The 15164-nt window shown below is 65.3% G+C and carries 13 protein-coding genes; 7 read left to right on the forward strand and 6 right to left on the reverse strand.

The features are described 5' to 3' along the window. Positions 1 to 21 precede the first annotated feature (21 nt). Positions 22 to 1674: a DUF1570 domain-containing protein gene (locus ACK4MH_RS08185; RefSeq protein WP_409716919.1), complete on the reverse strand. Its 1653-nt coding sequence runs from the start codon at positions 1672 to 1674 to the stop codon at positions 22 to 24. A 219-nt stretch (positions 1675 to 1893) separates the two neighbouring features. Here ACK4MH_RS08185 and ACK4MH_RS08190 point away from each other — a divergent pair, with 219 nt between their 5' ends. After that, positions 1894 to 2040 (forward strand): hypothetical protein, encoded by a 147-nt coding sequence (locus ACK4MH_RS08190; RefSeq protein WP_346494474.1) that lies wholly within the window; start codon positions 1894 to 1896, stop codon positions 2038 to 2040. 19 nt (positions 2041 to 2059) lie between these two features. On the opposite strand, the gene ACK4MH_RS08195 is transcribed toward ACK4MH_RS08190, so the two are convergent. Then, complete coding sequence (locus ACK4MH_RS08195) at positions 2060 to 2434, reverse strand: hypothetical protein (protein ID WP_409716921.1); 375 nt, start codon at positions 2432 to 2434, stop codon at positions 2060 to 2062. A 240-nt stretch (positions 2435 to 2674) separates the two neighbouring features. Here ACK4MH_RS08195 and ACK4MH_RS08200 point away from each other — a divergent pair, with 240 nt between their 5' ends. Continuing rightward, a complete protein-coding gene (locus ACK4MH_RS08200; RefSeq protein ID WP_409716923.1) occupies positions 2675 to 4813 on the forward strand; it encodes a malate synthase G in 2139 nt (712 codons plus the stop codon). 148 nt (positions 4814 to 4961) lie between these two features. Here the strand turns inward: ACK4MH_RS08200 and ACK4MH_RS08205 are convergent, their stop codons facing one another. The 3 genes from ACK4MH_RS08205 to cysD form a co-directional block, all read right to left on the reverse strand. Beyond that, positions 4962 to 5999, reverse strand: a complete 1038-nt coding sequence (locus tag ACK4MH_RS08205; RefSeq protein WP_409716925.1) for a mechanosensitive ion channel family protein — start codon at positions 5997 to 5999, stop codon at positions 4962 to 4964. A gap of 69 nt (positions 6000 to 6068) precedes the next feature. Then, complete coding sequence (cysN, locus tag ACK4MH_RS08210; protein ID WP_409716927.1) at positions 6069 to 7982, reverse strand: sulfate adenylyltransferase subunit CysN; 1914 nt, start codon at positions 7980 to 7982, stop codon at positions 6069 to 6071. Next, on the reverse strand, positions 7982 to 8929 hold the full coding sequence (gene cysD / locus ACK4MH_RS08215) for a sulfate adenylyltransferase subunit CysD (protein WP_409716947.1): 948 nt from the start codon (positions 8927 to 8929) through the stop codon (positions 7982 to 7984). The genes cysN and cysD overlap by 1 nt, the downstream gene beginning before the upstream one ends. Before the next feature lie 178 nt (positions 8930 to 9107). On the opposite strand from cysD, the gene ACK4MH_RS08220 reads away from it, so the two are divergent. Together ACK4MH_RS08220 and ACK4MH_RS08225 are read left to right on the forward strand one after the other, a co-directional pair. After that, positions 9108 to 9659, forward strand: coding sequence for a lipocalin family protein (locus tag ACK4MH_RS08220; RefSeq protein WP_409716929.1), 552 nt, complete (start codon positions 9108 to 9110; stop codon positions 9657 to 9659). Positions 9660 to 9670: 11 nt separating this feature from the next. After that, on the forward strand, positions 9671 to 10993 hold the full coding sequence (locus ACK4MH_RS08225) for a PQQ-dependent sugar dehydrogenase (RefSeq protein ID WP_409716931.1): 1323 nt from the start codon (positions 9671 to 9673) through the stop codon (positions 10991 to 10993). Positions 10994 to 11050: 57 nt separating this feature from the next. On the opposite strand, the gene ACK4MH_RS08230 is transcribed toward ACK4MH_RS08225, so the two are convergent. Next, entirely contained in the window at positions 11051 to 11608 is a 558-nt protein-coding gene (locus ACK4MH_RS08230; protein WP_409716933.1) for a hypothetical protein, read from the reverse strand. A 331-nt stretch (positions 11609 to 11939) separates the two neighbouring features. Between ACK4MH_RS08230 and ACK4MH_RS08235 the strand changes: the two genes are divergently transcribed. The 3 genes from ACK4MH_RS08235 to ACK4MH_RS08245 all read left to right on the forward strand — a co-directional run bounded on the left by ACK4MH_RS08235 (position 11940) and on the right by ACK4MH_RS08245 (position 15130). Then, on the forward strand, positions 11940 to 13739 hold the full coding sequence (locus tag ACK4MH_RS08235) for a long-chain-acyl-CoA synthetase (protein ID WP_409716935.1): 1800 nt from the start codon (positions 11940 to 11942) through the stop codon (positions 13737 to 13739). An 84-nt stretch (positions 13740 to 13823) separates the two neighbouring features. Then, entirely contained in the window at positions 13824 to 14690 is an 867-nt protein-coding gene (gene motA / locus ACK4MH_RS08240; protein ID WP_409716937.1) for a flagellar motor stator protein MotA, read from the forward strand. Between the two features lie 131 nt (positions 14691 to 14821). Next, a complete protein-coding gene (locus ACK4MH_RS08245) occupies positions 14822 to 15130 on the forward strand; it encodes a hypothetical protein (RefSeq protein ID WP_409716939.1) in 309 nt (102 codons plus the stop codon). The last annotated feature ends 34 nt before the right edge of the window (positions 15131 to 15164 follow it).

The following is a 15164-nucleotide window of genomic DNA, read 5'->3' on the forward strand; positions in this document are numbered from 1 at the left end:
CATACCGTCGATGCCGATCGCTTAATCTGCGAGAGCCTCAGCGGGCGCTTGCGCTGCAGATGGCGGTTCGTCTTTCGGCGGCTCGTCGAAAGTCGCCGCAGTTTGTCCCGCCAAGATGCGAGCCTGGTTGATCATTGCTTGCGCGCGCCGAGTGAAGCCGCTGCGATGCGGGCTATTCGAGACTGGCATCAGCACGTTGATTGCCTGGGGCGCCATCTGGCGAGCGATATACGCTTCTCCAAGACGCAGCCGTGTATCGAACGACTGAGGCGCCAAGGCATATGCAGTCTCCAAAGTGGCGAGATCGTTGGGCGTGGGATACTGAGCCTGTCCGCGTCGGGTGTCGTTCAAGCCCAGGTAGATACGGAAATCCAAGGGGTTGGCATCCATAGCTCGGGCGAGATAGCCGCTGGCGCGGCGACGAAGCGCGGTGGCATTATCTTGGGAACTTTCGGCTTGAGCCTGGTCCAGCAGCGCCATCGCGGCAACGCGTAAAACGTCGGCATCCGTCAGTTGATCGGTTAGAAGGGGGGCCAGAGCTTCAAGCGCCAAGTCCGGCTGTTGCGTCAGGCGATAGGCGCGAGCAGCAAGGAGGGGGCCTGTGCGATCACCCTTGTGGACTTGGGCCATTGCCATGGCGGAGGCAATCAACTCGGCGCGGTTCGCGGCCTCCTCGCTTTTTTCGCGAGCTTTCTGCGCAGCGGTCTGCGTTGAGCCGCCTTCATCGTCGCCTTCATCGTCCGGTTTCTCAATGACTGGCGTGTTGTCCAAGCGAACGTCCAACCAGATCGTATCGGCATCGGCATTGCTTAGACGAGAAACCGTTACCGTCGGTTCGGCCAATTCGATTTGAGGCGTTAGAATGTTTATGCGCCCAGATATGTAACTCCAGATGTCAGACTGCAGCTGGTTTGATGTTCGCCCTGTCGCCGCCTGCATGGCGACGACCGAATCTTGGCCACCGGCTACGGCTGAAAGGTATGCTCCCAACATGCGAGTACGGTCTGGCGTGCTCATAAAATAATGGGTCATCGCCCAGGCCTGAGCATAGTATAGGTGGGCCGGGTAGCGCCCCGATGATGTCACCTTCCACTTCAGGACGTCATCCATTTTCGCCCAGGTGTTGGCGCCGCCGGTCAGAGAATTCATTCTGCCGGGATTGTGACGCCCAAACTGGATTGTTTTGTCGGCGACATCGGCAGTTGAATAATATTCAGCAAATCCCTCCACGAACCAGGATGGATAGGCGCTTGAGCTCATTTGAAACATGAAATGATGAGCATATTCGTGATAAGCGACGACATCACCCATTGGACTTCGTGTATTTATGACTGTATAAATTCGACCACTATTGGGTGAGTAATAACCGGCTACGCTTTCGTTGATGCCCGATGAAATCTGGATCATGTCGCGTCGGCCGTCGGCCATGAATATTTCAAGCTTCGGTGTCTGATATTCCGTGCTGATCGGATAATATGTGCGCAACAGCGTATCAAATCGTTCGATTTTACCCGCATACCGGCGAAGGCTGTTCTCCGACGTATTTCCGTAGATAACGAAATGCTCTGTTTCAGCTTTCAGCCAATCGGCATGAGCCGATCGAGGCGTTAGAAATGCACCTAACCCCGCGATGACGACAAATAGCGTCGCACCCAACCAATTCCGCATGCCCATACGTCGTTCCCCGATTGACGTATGATGATCGCAGGAGTTGCGTGGCGATCAAGGCCGAAAATCAGCGCCTCGCAGCCCAGATCAAGACCAATGGAAATAACCCCTCGTCATCAGGGGATATTGGAGTCATGCTCTCTTCTGGAGGAGACGATCAGGCCGTCAGAGTCCGACGCTCCCCCTCCCGGATCGATCCGGGATCATAGGGAAAGGACAAAGACGATGGCTGTCATCCATCCTCAAGACCGTATCGCCCATACGCATCGCGAGCATGCGCCCCTTCATCCGGCCCTGGGGCTGGCGGTCGGGTTCGGCTTTATCGTGGTCGTGGCGACGCTGGTACACGTGGTGTTCAACGCGGTCTTCTGACTGCGTTTCAGGGCCGCGATCAGGCGGCCAGGCGGTTCCAGACGGCGCGGTCTGCGGAGACGGCGTCGAGGCGACGGCCCTTGGCCTGAAGCTGATGCATGACCTGCTGCGGCAGGGCGCAGAAACGCGGCTCGACCAGGTCGGGGTTGCAGGCGACGGCCGGGGCGGCGAACAGGGCGGCGTTCACATCCGGGCTGCGCTCGGCGATCAGCCAGGCTAGGCGGCGGGCGCGCCCGGGATCGTTGCGGTGCAGCAGCGGATCCTCGGCGAACAGTTCGCAGCCGAGTTCGAGTACATAGTCGAACTCCAACTTCTCGAACCGGCGCGTGTCGGCGGGCGTGGCCGGGCAGGCCTCGTCCAGGTCGAACACGACATCGTTCAGAAGAAACAGCATGGGCGATACGCTCGACTGGCCGGACGCGAGTTCGTCCGTAAGCTCACAATAGGCGCCGCCGCTTGCAGTCCCGTTCACGGACGCGGTTAAGAGTTTCTGACCGAGCGCGGGCGTCGAACGGCTTGCTTTCGACGAAAAGCGACCCCGATGACGCGACGTGACCCTTGCGGAGCGGCGCGGGCTCGGCTTACCTGATCACGCATTGTTACAGGTCCGGCGTCGCGCCGGGGAGAGGCCGTCATGACGACCCACGAAGATCGCGCCGGGCTGAAGGTCGCAGGCGAGCTGATCGCCCTGATCGAGCAGGATGTGCTGCCGGGCCTGGGCCTGGATGCAGTCAACTTCTGGGCCGGGGCGGCGGCGATCTTCGAACGGTTCGCGCCGGAAAACCGGGTCTTGCTGGAACGACGCGACGCCTTACAGGCCCAGATCGACGACTGGCATCGGGCGCGACGGGGCCAGCCCTATGACGTGGGGGCGTCGGAGGCCTTCCTGAGAGAGATCGGCTATCTGGTCGATGAGCCGGCGGCATTTTCCATCGGGACCGAAGGCGTGGACGCCGAGATCGCGCAGATGGCCGGGCCGCAGCTGGTGGTGCCGGTGCTGAACGCGCGCTTCCTGCTGAACGCCGCCAATGCACGGTGGGGCAGCCTGTATGACGGCCTGTACGGCACGGACGCCTTGGGCGATCTGCCAACCGGCGGCGGCTACGATCCGGCGCGCGGGGCGCGGGTGGTGGCGCGGGCCAAGGCGTTCCTGGACGAGGCGGCGCCGCTGGCCGAGGGCTCGCATGCGGACGTGGGCGGCTGGTCGGTGGTGGACGGCGCCTTGTCGCCGGCGCTGAAGGATGCGGGACAGTTCGTCGGCTTTACCGGCGACGCGGCGGCGCCGGGGTCGATCCTGCTGGCGCACAATGGCCTGCATATCGAACTGGTCATCGACCGCAGCCATCCGGTCGGGCGGGGCGATGCGGCGGGGCTGGCGGACGTGGTGCTGGAATCCGCCCTGACGACCATCGTCGATCTGGAGGATTCCGTCGCCGCCGTCGATGCGGCGGACAAGGCCGAAGCTTATCGCAACTGGCTGGGCCTGATGCGCGGCGACCTGTCGGCGACGTTCAGGAAGGGCGGCGAGACCCTGACCCGTGCGCTGGAGCCGGATCGCCAGTGGGCGGCGCCGGACGGGTCGTCGGTGATCCTGAAGGGGCGCAGCCTGCTGTTCGTGCGCAACGTCGGCCATCTGATGACCACGCCCGCCATCCGTCTGGCCGACGGGTCGGACGCGCCCGAGGGGATCATGGACGCCGTCGTCACCAGCCTGATCGCCCTTTATGACATCAAGGACCTGGGGGCATTCGCCAACAGCGCGACGGGTTCGGTCTATATCGTCAAACCCAAGATGCACGGGCCGGAAGAGGCGGCCTTCACCGACCGGCTGTTCGACGCGGTCGAGGATCTGCTGGCCCTGCCGCGCCATGCGATCAAGGTCGGGGTGATGGACGAGGAGCGGCGGACTTCTGCCAATCTGGCGGCCTGCATCCATGCGGTGAAGGACCGGATCGTCTTCATCAACACCGGCTTTTTGGACCGCACCGGCGACGAGATCCACACCGCCATGCAGGCCGGGCCGGTGGTGCGAAAGGCGGACATCAAGTCCAGCGCCTGGATCACCGCCTATGAGGCGCGCAACGTCGCCATCGGCCTGAAATGCGGCCTGTCGGGCAAGGCCCAGATCGGCAAGGGTATGTGGGCGGCGCCGGATCGGATGGCCGACATGCTGGAGCAGAAGATCGCCCACCCCAGGACGGGCGCCAACACCGCCTGGACGCCTTCGCCGACGGCGGCGACCCTGCACGCGCTGCACTATCACGCCGTCGATGTGTTCGCGGTGCAGAAGGCGGTGGCGGAGCAGCCGACGCCGGGGCTGGAGGCCCTGCTGACCCCGCCGCTGGCACACGGCGTCAACTGGTCCGAGGACGAGGTGGCGGCCGAGCTGGACAACAACGCCCAGGGCATACTGGGTTATGTGGTGCGCTGGATCGACCAGGGGGTGGGGTGTTCCAAGGTGCCGGACATCCACGACATCGGCCTGATGGAAGACCGCGCGACGCTGCGGATCAGTTCGCAGCATATCGCCAACTGGCTGCTGCACGGCGTGTGTACGGTGGATCAGGTCGAGGCCGCCTTCCTGCGCATGGTGGCCAAGGTCGATGGCCAGAGCGCGGGCGATCCGCTGTATCGGCCGATGGCGGCTAACCCGGAGACCAGCCTGGCCTATCAGGCTGCGCGCGCCCTGGTGTTCGAGGGGGTGGAACAGCCGAACGGATACACCGAGCCGCTGCTGCATGCCTGGCGGTTGAAGGCGAAGACGCAACACTAAAAAGCCCGTCACCCTCGGGCTTGTCCCGAGGGCCTACGGCTGATGCAGGCGCGGGCGTTTGGGGGCGGATCGAGATCGCTGATCCACGTCCTTTACCGTGCGACGGATGGGTGGGCCCTCGGGACGAGCCCGAGGGTGACGGGTTGTTTTAATCCGTCCGTGCGCTCGGCGCTTCCGGCGTATCGGCTTCATCGTCGGCCATGACATCGTCGGCGGCGTCGTTGGCAGTCTGGGCGCTGCGTTGGGGGGCGACGGGTCGCGGCGGGGCGCCTACGCCATAGCCGAGCCGCTTCAGGGCTTCGTCGCCTTCCAGGCCGAAGGCGCTGCGGATGCGCAGGTCGGTCTGGGGGAAGGGCACCTCCATGCCGGCGGCGTCCAGGGCGTCGGCGATCAGCCAGGTATAGGCGGCGTGCATGGCGGCGGGCCGTTTCACCGCCTCGCGCGTCGGCCAGACCAGCAGTTCGAACGACAGACCCTTGTCGCCGAAGGCCACCAGCCAGACCTGGCTCTTGCGGGCCTCGGTTTCGGGCAGGGTGAACGGACTGGCGCGGGCGGCGGCCAGAACCGCGTCGCGCACCTGGCCCCGATCCGACCCATAGGCGACCGAGAAAGGCACGTGGATGCGGCGGGTGTCGCCCTTCAGCGTCCAGTTGGTCACCGGCTGTTCGATGAAACGCGAGTTGGGCACCAGCACATTGACGTTGTCGTTGGTGCGAACGCGGGTGGCGCGCGGGCCGATCTCCATGATGGCGCCGCGAATGCCGATGTCCTCGATCTCGATATAGTCGCCGACCGACACCATCCGGTCGAAGATCAGGAACAGGCCGGAGACGAACTCCTTGACCACGCCCTGCAGGCCCAGACCGACGCCTATGCCCAGGGCGCCCGCGAACACCGTCAGCGACGACAGGTTCAGCCCCGCCGCCGACAGGGCCGACATTATGGCGATGACGATGATGGCGTAACCCGCCAGCCGCTCCAGCAGATAGACGGCCTGGCGGCTGCGATCCGCCCGTTCACGCAGTCGGCGCAGGGACCGCGTCACCAGCCAGTGCGCTGCGAAGGCGACCAGCAGGATCACCCCGGCGCTGGTCAGGCCGCCGATCGTCAGATTGGCCCCGGCGATCCGCACGACCTGCGACTGTTCGATGGCCGCGAGGTCCAATTGTTTGATCGGATTGGTCATGGGCTCCAGAGCGTTTGGCGAACGGTCAAGGTTCCACCCTCGCGCCCGAACCGGCCGAACGTCGAGGGGTCAGATGCTGAAATCCTCGGTCGAGAACCGGCCGTCCAGCCAGGCGACGATGCGTTCGGCCGCGTCTTCGGGCGACATGGTGGTGGTGTCCACGACGATCTCGGGATTTTCGGGGGCTTCGTAGGGACTGTCGATGCCGGTGAAATTCTTCAGTTCGCCGGCGCGGGCCTTTTTATACAGGCCCTTGACGTCGCGCTGTTCGGCGACGGCCAGGGGCGTGTCGACATAGACCTCGACGAACTCGCCCGGCCCCAGCAGGTCGCGGGCCAGTCGGCGTTCGGCGCGGAAGGGGGAGATGAAGCTGACCAGGACGATCAGGCCGGCGTCCACCATCAGTTTCGACACCTCTGCGACGCGGCGGATGTTCTCGACCCGGTCCTCCTCGGTGAAGCCCAGATCGCGGTTCAGGCCGTGGCGGACATTGTCGCCGTCCAATAGGTAGGTGTGGCGGCCGTCGGCGTAGAGACGTTTTTCGACCAGATCGGCGATGGTGGATTTGCCGGCGCCGGACAGGCCGGTCAGCCAGACCACCCGGCCCGTCTGGTTCTTGATCGTGGCGCGCGCCGCCTTGTCCACCGACAGGGCCTGCCAGTGGATGTTGTGGGCGCGGCGCAGGGCGAAGTTCAGCAGGCCCGCCCCGACCGTGCGGTTCGAGATCCGGTCGATCAGGATGAAACCGCCCAGATCCTTGTTCTCGACATAGGGGGCGAAGGCGACGGGGGCGTCCAGCGACAGGTTGCAGACGCCGATCTCGTTCAGCTCCAGCCGCTTGGCCGGCTGCTGCTCCAGAGTGTTGACGTTCACCTTGTGCTTGGGCTCGGTGATGGTGGCGCCGACCAGTTTGGCGCCGATCTTGAGCAGATAGGGGCGGCCCGGCAGCAGGGGCTCGTCGTCCATCCAGACGACCGTGGCCTCGAACTGATCGGCGGCTTCCGGCGGGGCGTCGGCGCTGGCCAGGACGTCGCCGCGCGAGATGTCGATCTCGTCCGCGAGGGTCAGGGTGATCGACTGGCCGGCGACGGCCTGGTCCAGATCGCCGTCAGCGGTGACGATGCGGGTGACGGTCGAGGTCTTGCCCGACGGCAGGACACGCACCGGATCGCCGGGGCGCACGGTCCCGGCGGCGATCTGGCCCGAGAAGCCGCGGAAGTCGAGATTGGGCCGATTGACCCATTGCACCGGCAGGCGGAACGGATCGGCCTGAAGATCGTCGCCGACCTCCAGCGTCTCCAGCAGGCTCATCAAAGGCGGGCCGACGTACCAGGGCGAATGGGCGCTGGCTTCGGTGATGTTATCGCCGCGCAGGGCGGACATCGGAATGGCGTCGAAGCTTTTCAGCCCGATCTGGCCGGCGAAGGCGCGGAAGTCGGCGACGATGGCGTCGAACACATCCTGGGACCAGCCCATCAGGTCCATCTTGTTGACCGCCAGGATGACGTGGCGGATGCCCAGCAGGCTGACCAGATAGGCGTGACGCCGGGTCTGGGTCAGGACGCCGCGACGCGCGTCGATCAGGATGACGGCCGCGTCGGCGGTTGAGGCGCCGGTGACCATGTTGCGGGTGTACTGCTCGTGGCCGGGCGTGTCGGCGACGATGAATTTGCGCTTTTCGGTCGAGAAGAAGCGATAGGCCACATCGATGGTGATGCCCTGCTCCCGCTCGGCCGCCAGACCGTCAACCAGCAGGGCGAAGTCGATGTCGCCCCCTTGCGTGCCGACACGGCGGCTGTCCGCCTCCAGCGCCGCCATCTGATCCTCGAAGATCATCTTGGAATCGTAGAGCAGCCGCCCGATCAGGGTGGACTTGCCGTCGTCCACGCTGCCGCAGGTGATGAACCGCAGCAGGCTCTTGTGCTGGTGGGCATCGAGGTAAGCGTCGATGTCGCGGGCGATCAGGTCCGATTGGTGAGCCATCAGAAATAGCCCTCCTGCTTCTTCTTCTCCATCGAGGCGGACTGGTCGTGGTCGATCATCCGGCCCTGGCGCTCGGAGGTGGTGGTCAGCAGCATTTCCTGAATGACCTCGGGCAGGGTCGCCGCCGTGCTCTCGACCGCCCCGGTCAGGGGGTAGCAGCCCAGTGTGCGGAACCGGACGAACTTCATCTGCGGCGTCTCGCCGGGTCGCAGCCGGAACCGGTCGTCATCGACCATGATCAGGGCGCCGTCGCGTTCGACCACCGGCCGTTCGGCCGCCAGATAAAGCGGCACGATGGGGATCTGCTCCAGGTGGATATATTGCCAGACGTCCAGCTCAGTCCAGTTGGAGATGGGGAAGACGCGGATGCTCTCGCCCGGCCGTTTGCGGGTGTTGTAGAGCCGCCAGAGCTCGGGCCGCTGGTTCTTGGGGTCCCAGCGGTGCTCGGCCGTGCGGAAGGAGAAGATCCGCTCCTTGGCCCGCGACTTCTCCTCATCGCGCCGGGCGCCGCCGAAGGCCGCATCGAAGCCGTGCAGCGACAGGGCCTGTTTCAGCCCCTCGGTCTTCCACAGATCGGTGTGCAGAGCCGAGCCGTGATCGAAGGGATTGATCCCGCGCGCGACGGCCTCGGGGTTCTGGTGGACCAGCAGTTCGACGCCAAGGTCGGCCGCCGCCTGTTCGCGCATCGCGTACATGGCGCGGAACTTCCACGTCGTATCGACGTGCAGCAGGGGGAAGGGCGGGGTGGAGGGGTAAAACGCCTTCTTCGCCAGGTGCAGCATCACCGCCGAATCCTTGCCGATCGAATACAGCATGACCGGTCGCTCGGCCTCGGCCGCCACCTCGCGCATGATGTGGATGGCCTCGGCCTCCAGGCGCTGAAGATGGGTCAAGCGAGCGGCAGGCAGGGCGTTTCGGTTTTCGGTCAGAATGGCAGTGTCCACCAGCGGTGTCTCCGTCGAACGCCGACGTGACAACGCCAATGTGCAGCGTAAGACAAGCGAGGGATACTGCCACGGCCTGAGAGATTTCCCACCTTGCCGTCCACGCCGTCCGAAACGGGCGTTGCGACGTAAAGGAACCAGGGTCGCCAAGCGCGGCTTATGGCTTCAAACGGAAACGCTCATGTCCAGCATGAAATCCCTGATGGCCTCGGCCATCGCAGCCGTCGCCCTGGCCGGCTGCGTGACGGCGCCGTCGCCTTCCGAATATCGCGCGCCACAGCCGGCGAAACCGGTGGATGTCCAGCGTCTGTGGTCCGGGCGCTGGCACGAGATTGCGCGTCTGCCGGATCGGCTGACGGACGGCTGCGTGGCGGGCGCATCGATCTACACGCCGGTGGAGGGCACGCGCGTCGACGTGCGCGACACCTGTCAGGTCGGCACGCCGCAGGGCAAGGAAAAGGCCATCGGCGGGCGGGGCGAAATCCTCGATCCGGGAACCAACGCCAAGCTGAGGGTCAAGTATCTGGCCGGTTTCGTGACCTGGGATTACTGGGTGCTGGACCGAGCGGACGACTACAGCTGGTTCATCTCGGCCGATCCGACGTTCGAGCGCCTGTTCATCTACACCCGCGACCTGCCGACCGAGGCCCAGGTGCGCAGCCTGACCGAACGGGCGCGCGCGCTAGGCTATGATGTCAGCCGGCTGGAGTTTCCGGCGCAACCCGCTCGGTAAGGGCCACGATCATGACTGCGACCTCCAAATCCCTGCTCGCCTCGACGGTGTTGGCGGCAACCCTTGGATTGGGGGCCTGTGCGGGCGGCCAGGCCTTGCCGACCGAGGCGGGTTTTGGCCCGAACCCGGAACTGCCCGCGCCGCGTCAGGGCCTGTTGCCGACGGTCAATATCGCGCCTGCGACAAGCTGGCCTCAGGGCGCGACGCCGGCCGCGGCGGCGGGGTTGCGGGTGCAGGCGTTCGCGACGGGGCTGGATCATCCACGCTGGCTCTATCGCCTGCCCAACGGCGACATTCTGGTCGCCGAGTCGAATGCGCCGCCTCCGCCGCAGGACAAGAAGGGCGGACTGCGGGACTGGGTGATGGGCAAGGTCATGGCCAGGGCCGGCGCCGGCGTGCCCAGTCCCAACCGGATCGTCCTCCTGCGCGACGCCGACGGCGATGGGGTCGCGGAGACGAAGACGGACTTCCTGACAGGCCTGAACTCGCCCTTCGGCATGGCCCTGGTGGGGGAGCGCCTCTACGTCGCCAATGCCGATGCGGTGGTGGTCTTCCCCTATCGGACGGGCCAGACGCGGATCGACGCCGCCGCGATCAAGGTCGTGGACCTGCCCGCCGGTCGCAACCATCACTGGACCAAGAGCCTGGTCGCCAGCCCGGACGGCAGCCGCCTCTATGTCGGGGTCGGGTCCAACTCGAACGTCGGCGAGAATGGGTTGGACGAAGAGCTGGATCGCGCTGCCATTCTGGAGATCGATCCGGCGACGGGGACGCGTCGGGTCTATGCTTCGGGCCTGCGCAATCCGGTGGGGATGGACTGGAACCCCCAGACCGGCCAGCTGTGGGTGGCGGTCAACGAACGCGACGAGATCGGCGACGATCTGGTCCCCGACTATATGACCTCGGTGACGCCGGGAGCCTTCTATGGCTGGCCGTGGAGCTATTACGGTCAGCACATCGATGTGCGGCCGCCCCCCAATCCGGCGATGGTCGCGCGGGCGATCCGGCCGGACTACGCCCTGGGCGCCCATACCGCCTCTCTGGGGCTGACGTTCGGCGAGGGGGCGACCCTGTTTCCGCCCGCCTTGCGGAGCGGGGCCTTCGTCGGCCAGCATGGGTCGTGGAACCGCAGCGTGAGAAGCGGCTACAAGGTGATCTTCGTACCGTTCGTCGATGGCCGCCCGAGCGGTCCGCCGCAGGATGTGTTGACCGGCTTTCTGAACGCCCAGGGTCAGGCGCAGGGCCGGCCGGTGGGGGTCCAGATCGACCGGCTGGGCGCGCTTCTGGTCGCCGACGACGTGGGCAATGTGATCTGGCGCGTGACCGGTGCTTGAGGCGCCACACAAAAAAAGCCCCGGTCGAAACCGGGGCTTTCTTCGATTTGACTGCGATCAGTTCAGCGGTTGAACCGTGATCGCCGGAGCGGCGGGCGTGGTCACGACCGGAGCCGGGGTCGAAGCTGCTGCGGGAGCGGTGTTCAACTGGCTTGTGCTCGCCGCCGGAACGGACGGGGCCGCATAGGGCTGAGGACTGGTCGGCGCGGCCGGGGTCTCGACGCGTGCGGCGGCCGGGCGTTCAGCGGCCGGTGCGGCGCGACGGGTGACCGGCTCGGCGCGCGGTTCGGCACGACGGACGACCGGAGCAGGCGCAGCGGCAGGAGCCGAAGAGGTCTCCATCGGCGCGGCCGGCGTCACGGGCGTCTCGGCGGCGGTCATTGCGGCGGGCGCGGTCTGCATCGCCGGGGCCGCAGCCTCGGTGGACGCAGCGGGCGCCGCCTGTTCGCCGCCGCCCATCACCATGGCGACGCCGCTGCCCAGCAGCACGACGGCGCCGATCGGGGCCAGGATCATCCAGGTCTTCACCGACTTCTTGGCCTTGGTGTTGCGGGCGTAGCGCGGCACGAAGGTTTCTTCGGTGCGGGCTTCGGTATTGGCGTTGGCGTAGGTCATCGACATTGTTTCTGTCCTCCATAACGTTGATCAACCAACCCGCCGTCCCGCGACGTCGTTCCGCCGCCGGCGCAAAAGCCCCGAAGAAACACCGTTCCCGCCTGGAATGAGGCGACAATCGCGCCCTTTGCGGCCGGATCAGCGGGGAATGCGGCAATAAAAAGCAGGTGACGCCTCTGGATTTCCCCGGCGTCAACAGAACAAATGGATCACGGCTGACGCCAATCCGTCGGGTTCGCGAGGGATCGCGGACGGCGCGGTTGACCCGACGCCCCCCCTTCGTCCATCACCGGACAGGGTGGAACACGCATTGACCGGAGACACGGCGCGCATGGGTTTTGTAGCGAATATCCGTCGGGACGTCCGGTTCGCTCGCGGCCTGTTCCGCCTGCTCAAGCGCATCAAGCCGATCGAGCTGGACAGCGACGTCCTGCTTTGTGACGACTTCGAAGAGGCGGTGGACAAGTTCGCCGACAATATCGCCATCGACGACGGTCAGCGCACCCTGACCTATCGTGACCTGGACGCCATGGCCAACCGCTTCGCCCACTGGGCCAAGAACCGGGGCCTGCGTCGCAGCGACACCATCGCCCTGATGATGACGAACCGGATCGAATATCTGGCGGCGTGGATCGGCTTCTCCAAGGTCGGCATCGCCACGGCCCTGATCAACACTAATCTGGGCGGGCAGGGGCTGGCCCACTGTCTGGCCATCTCGAAGGCTTTCAACGTCGTCGCCGACGAAGACTGCTGGCGTCAGATCGAGGAGGCGCGGCCTCTGGTCGATCACAATCTGGCGCTCTGGGTGCTGGGCCTGCCCGACGACCTGGAGACCAGCGACCGTCGCGGCCTGGACAAGCCCGTGCGGGGCGGCTCGTCGGTGCGGCCGTCCAAGTCGGCGCGCGAGGGTCTGACCAACCGCGACACCGCGCTTTATATCTACACCTCCGGCACGACCGGCCTGCCCAAGGCGGCGCGCATCCCGCATTCGCGCGCCCGCACCTATATGCGCGCCTTCGCCGGCGCCACGCGTTCGACGCCCGAGGATCGGATCTTCAACGTCCTGCCGCTGTATCACTCGACCGGCGGCCTGGTCGGGGTGGGCGCGGCCCTGCTGAACGGCGCGCGACTGGTGATCCGCAAGAAGTTCTCGGCTGGCGCCTTCTGGCCCGACGTGCGGTCGTCGGGGGCGACCATGTTCGTCTATATCGGCGAACTGTGCCGCTACCTGGTCAACTGTCCGCCGCACGAGGACGAGACCAAGCACAAGCTGCGGCTGGCGTTCGGCAACGGCCTGCGCGCCGACGTCTGGCCCGACTTCCAGAGCCGGTTCCGTATCCCCGAGGTGCTGGAGTTCTACGGTTCGACCGAGGGCAACGTCTCGCTGTTTAACTTCGACGGCAAACAGGGCTCCATCGGCCGCGTGCCCGGTTTCCTGAAGTCGCAGATCAACATCCGGCTGGTCCAGTTCGACGTCGAGACCGAACAGCCCATTCGAGGCCCCGATGGCCTGTGCCGTCTGGCGCGGGTCGGCGAGGTAGGCGAGGCCATCGGCCTGATCGGCAACGACATCCGCCACGACTTTTCGGGCTATGCCGACAAGGCGGCGTCGCAGAAGAAGATCCTGACCGACGTGTTCAAGAAGGGCGACCGCTGGTTCCGCACCGGCGACCTGATGAAACAGGACGCGGAGGGCTATTTCTACTTCGTCGACCGGATGGGCGACACCTTCCGCTGGAAGGGCGAAAACGTCTCGACTTCCGAGGTCGAACAGGTGCTGATGGACGCGCCCGGCGTCACCGAGGCCATCGTTTATGGCGTGCCGGTGCCGGCCCAGGACGGCAAGGCGGGGATGGCGGCCCTGGTGGTCGAGGGCAAGTTCGACGCCCAGGCCTTCTCCGACCATGTCGAGGCCAAGCTGCCGGCCTATGCCCAGCCTGTGTTCCTGCGATTGATCAAGTCGGCGGAAACGACCGGCACGTTCAAATACAGGAAGGCCGATCTGGTCGCGGACGGCTTCGATCCCGAAAAGACCGGGACGGCGCTTTACGTGCGCGGCGGCAAGACCGGTTATCAGAAGCTGACGGCGGCGGCGCGCACCGCGATCCTGAACGGCGAAGGTCGCCTCTGAGGTCAGGGAGACGGCGTTCGCGAAACGCCGTCTTAATGATTAACTGACATTGTAGAGCCTGAAATTTCAGGATCTCCCGGCCCAATGTTCCAGATCATCGGAATCGTCCTGCTGTTCGGCATGGTGTTCGGCAGCTATCTTCTGCATGGCGGCAAGATGGCCGTCATCCTGTACACCCTGCCCTATGAAATGATGGCGATCCTGGGGGCTGCGGTCGCAGCTTTTCTGATCTCCAACAGCATCCAGGTGATCAAGGGCACGTTGGGCGGGTTGGGCAAGGCCTTCGTCGGGCCGAAATGGAAGAAGCAGGACTATAAAGATCTGCTTTCGCTTCTGTTTCAACTGACCAAGACGATGAAGTCGAAAGGCGTCGTCGCCCTGGAAAGCCACATCGAAAAGCCCAAAGAATCAGCGATTTTCCAGAAATACCCCAAGGTGCTGAAGGACCATTTCGCCGTCGATTTCATCTGTGACACCCTGCGGATGATGACGATGAACCTGGAGGATCCGCACCAGGTTGAGGATGCGATGGAGAAACAGCTCGAGAAGCACCATCACGAAGCCGCCGGACCGCCGCATGCCCTGCAGGGCATGGCCGACGCCCTGCCCGCCCTGGGCATCGTCGCCGCCGTGCTGGGCGTCATCAAGACCATGGGCTCAATCACCGAGCCGCCGGAAGTTCTGGGCGGCATGATCGGCGGGGCCTTGGTCGGCACCTTCCTCGGCGTGTTCATGGCTTATGGCCTCATCGGCCCCCTGGCGGCGCGCCTTCAGGCCATCGTCGATGAGGAAGCGGCCTACTACAAGATCATCCAGTCGGTGCTGGTGGCCCACCTGCACGGCAACGCCGCCCAGATCTCGGTCGAGATCGGCCGTGGCGACATTCCCTCGTCCGCCCAGCCGTCCTTCGGCGAGATGGAAGAGACGCTGAACAACATCAAGGCCGACTAGGTTTAGGCCGCTGCGGCGTGACGCCGCCCCGTTCGCGCCTTGCCGGATCGTAACTTGCCCTGACGCGCAAGGCGGCCCTATCGTCCTGGCGCGAGGCGCGCAGTCTCGCGCAAGCCTTCGGAGAAGTCCTCATGCGTATCAAAGCCCTCGTCGCCGCATCGGCTGCGGTCCTGGTCCTGGCCGCCTGCGGCAAGGCGCCTGAAGAAAAGGCCGAGACCGCCCCCGCGACCGACGCGGTCGAGGCCGCCGGCAGCGCCGAGGAAGCGGCCCTGACGGTCGATCAGGCCGCCAAGGACGCCGAGGCCGCCGCCAACCAAGCCATCCAGAACGACACCGCCGCCGCTCCGGCGGCAACGACGATGCAGGGCGCGGACGCCTCCGCCGCTGCGCCGTCCCCCGCAGCCCCGGTCGAACCGCCCCACGCGCCCGCCGCCCACTAGGGATCAACGGCAAGACATTGATCAGGCCGCCTCG

The sequence above is a fragment of the Brevundimonas sp. genome, from assembly GCF_046295075.1.
In the GTDB taxonomy this organism is placed as follows: Bacteria; Pseudomonadota; Alphaproteobacteria; order Caulobacterales; family Caulobacteraceae; genus Brevundimonas.

Bases quoted from the DNA above. Each gene is read 5' to 3' on its own strand.
- ACK4MH_RS08185 (WP_409716919.1), bottom strand. From the start codon at position 1,674: ATGGGCATGCGGAATTGGTTGGGTGCGACGCTATTTGTCGTCATCGCG.
- ACK4MH_RS08190 (WP_346494474.1), top strand. From the start codon at position 1,894: ATGGCTGTCATCCATCCTCAAGACCGTATCGCCCATACGCATCGCGAG.
- ACK4MH_RS08195 (WP_409716921.1), bottom strand. From the start codon at position 2,434: ATGCTGTTTCTTCTGAACGATGTCGTGTTCGACCTGGACGAGGCCTGC.
- ACK4MH_RS08200 (WP_409716923.1), top strand. From the start codon at position 2,675: ATGACGACCCACGAAGATCGCGCCGGGCTGAAGGTCGCAGGCGAGCTG.
- ACK4MH_RS08205 (WP_409716925.1), bottom strand. From the start codon at position 5,999: ATGACCAATCCGATCAAACAATTGGACCTCGCGGCCATCGAACAGTCG.
- cysN (WP_409716927.1), bottom strand. From the start codon at position 7,982: ATGGCTCACCAATCGGACCTGATCGCCCGCGACATCGACGCTTACCTC.
- ACK4MH_RS08220 (WP_409716929.1), top strand. From the start codon at position 9,108: ATGTCCAGCATGAAATCCCTGATGGCCTCGGCCATCGCAGCCGTCGCC.
- ACK4MH_RS08225 (WP_409716931.1), top strand. From the start codon at position 9,671: ATGACTGCGACCTCCAAATCCCTGCTCGCCTCGACGGTGTTGGCGGCA.
- ACK4MH_RS08230 (WP_409716933.1), bottom strand. From the start codon at position 11,608: ATGACCTACGCCAACGCCAATACCGAAGCCCGCACCGAAGAAACCTTC.
- ACK4MH_RS08235 (WP_409716935.1), top strand. From the start codon at position 11,940: ATGGGTTTTGTAGCGAATATCCGTCGGGACGTCCGGTTCGCTCGCGGC.
- motA (WP_409716937.1), top strand. From the start codon at position 13,824: ATGTTCCAGATCATCGGAATCGTCCTGCTGTTCGGCATGGTGTTCGGC.
- ACK4MH_RS08245 (WP_409716939.1), top strand. From the start codon at position 14,822: ATGCGTATCAAAGCCCTCGTCGCCGCATCGGCTGCGGTCCTGGTCCTG.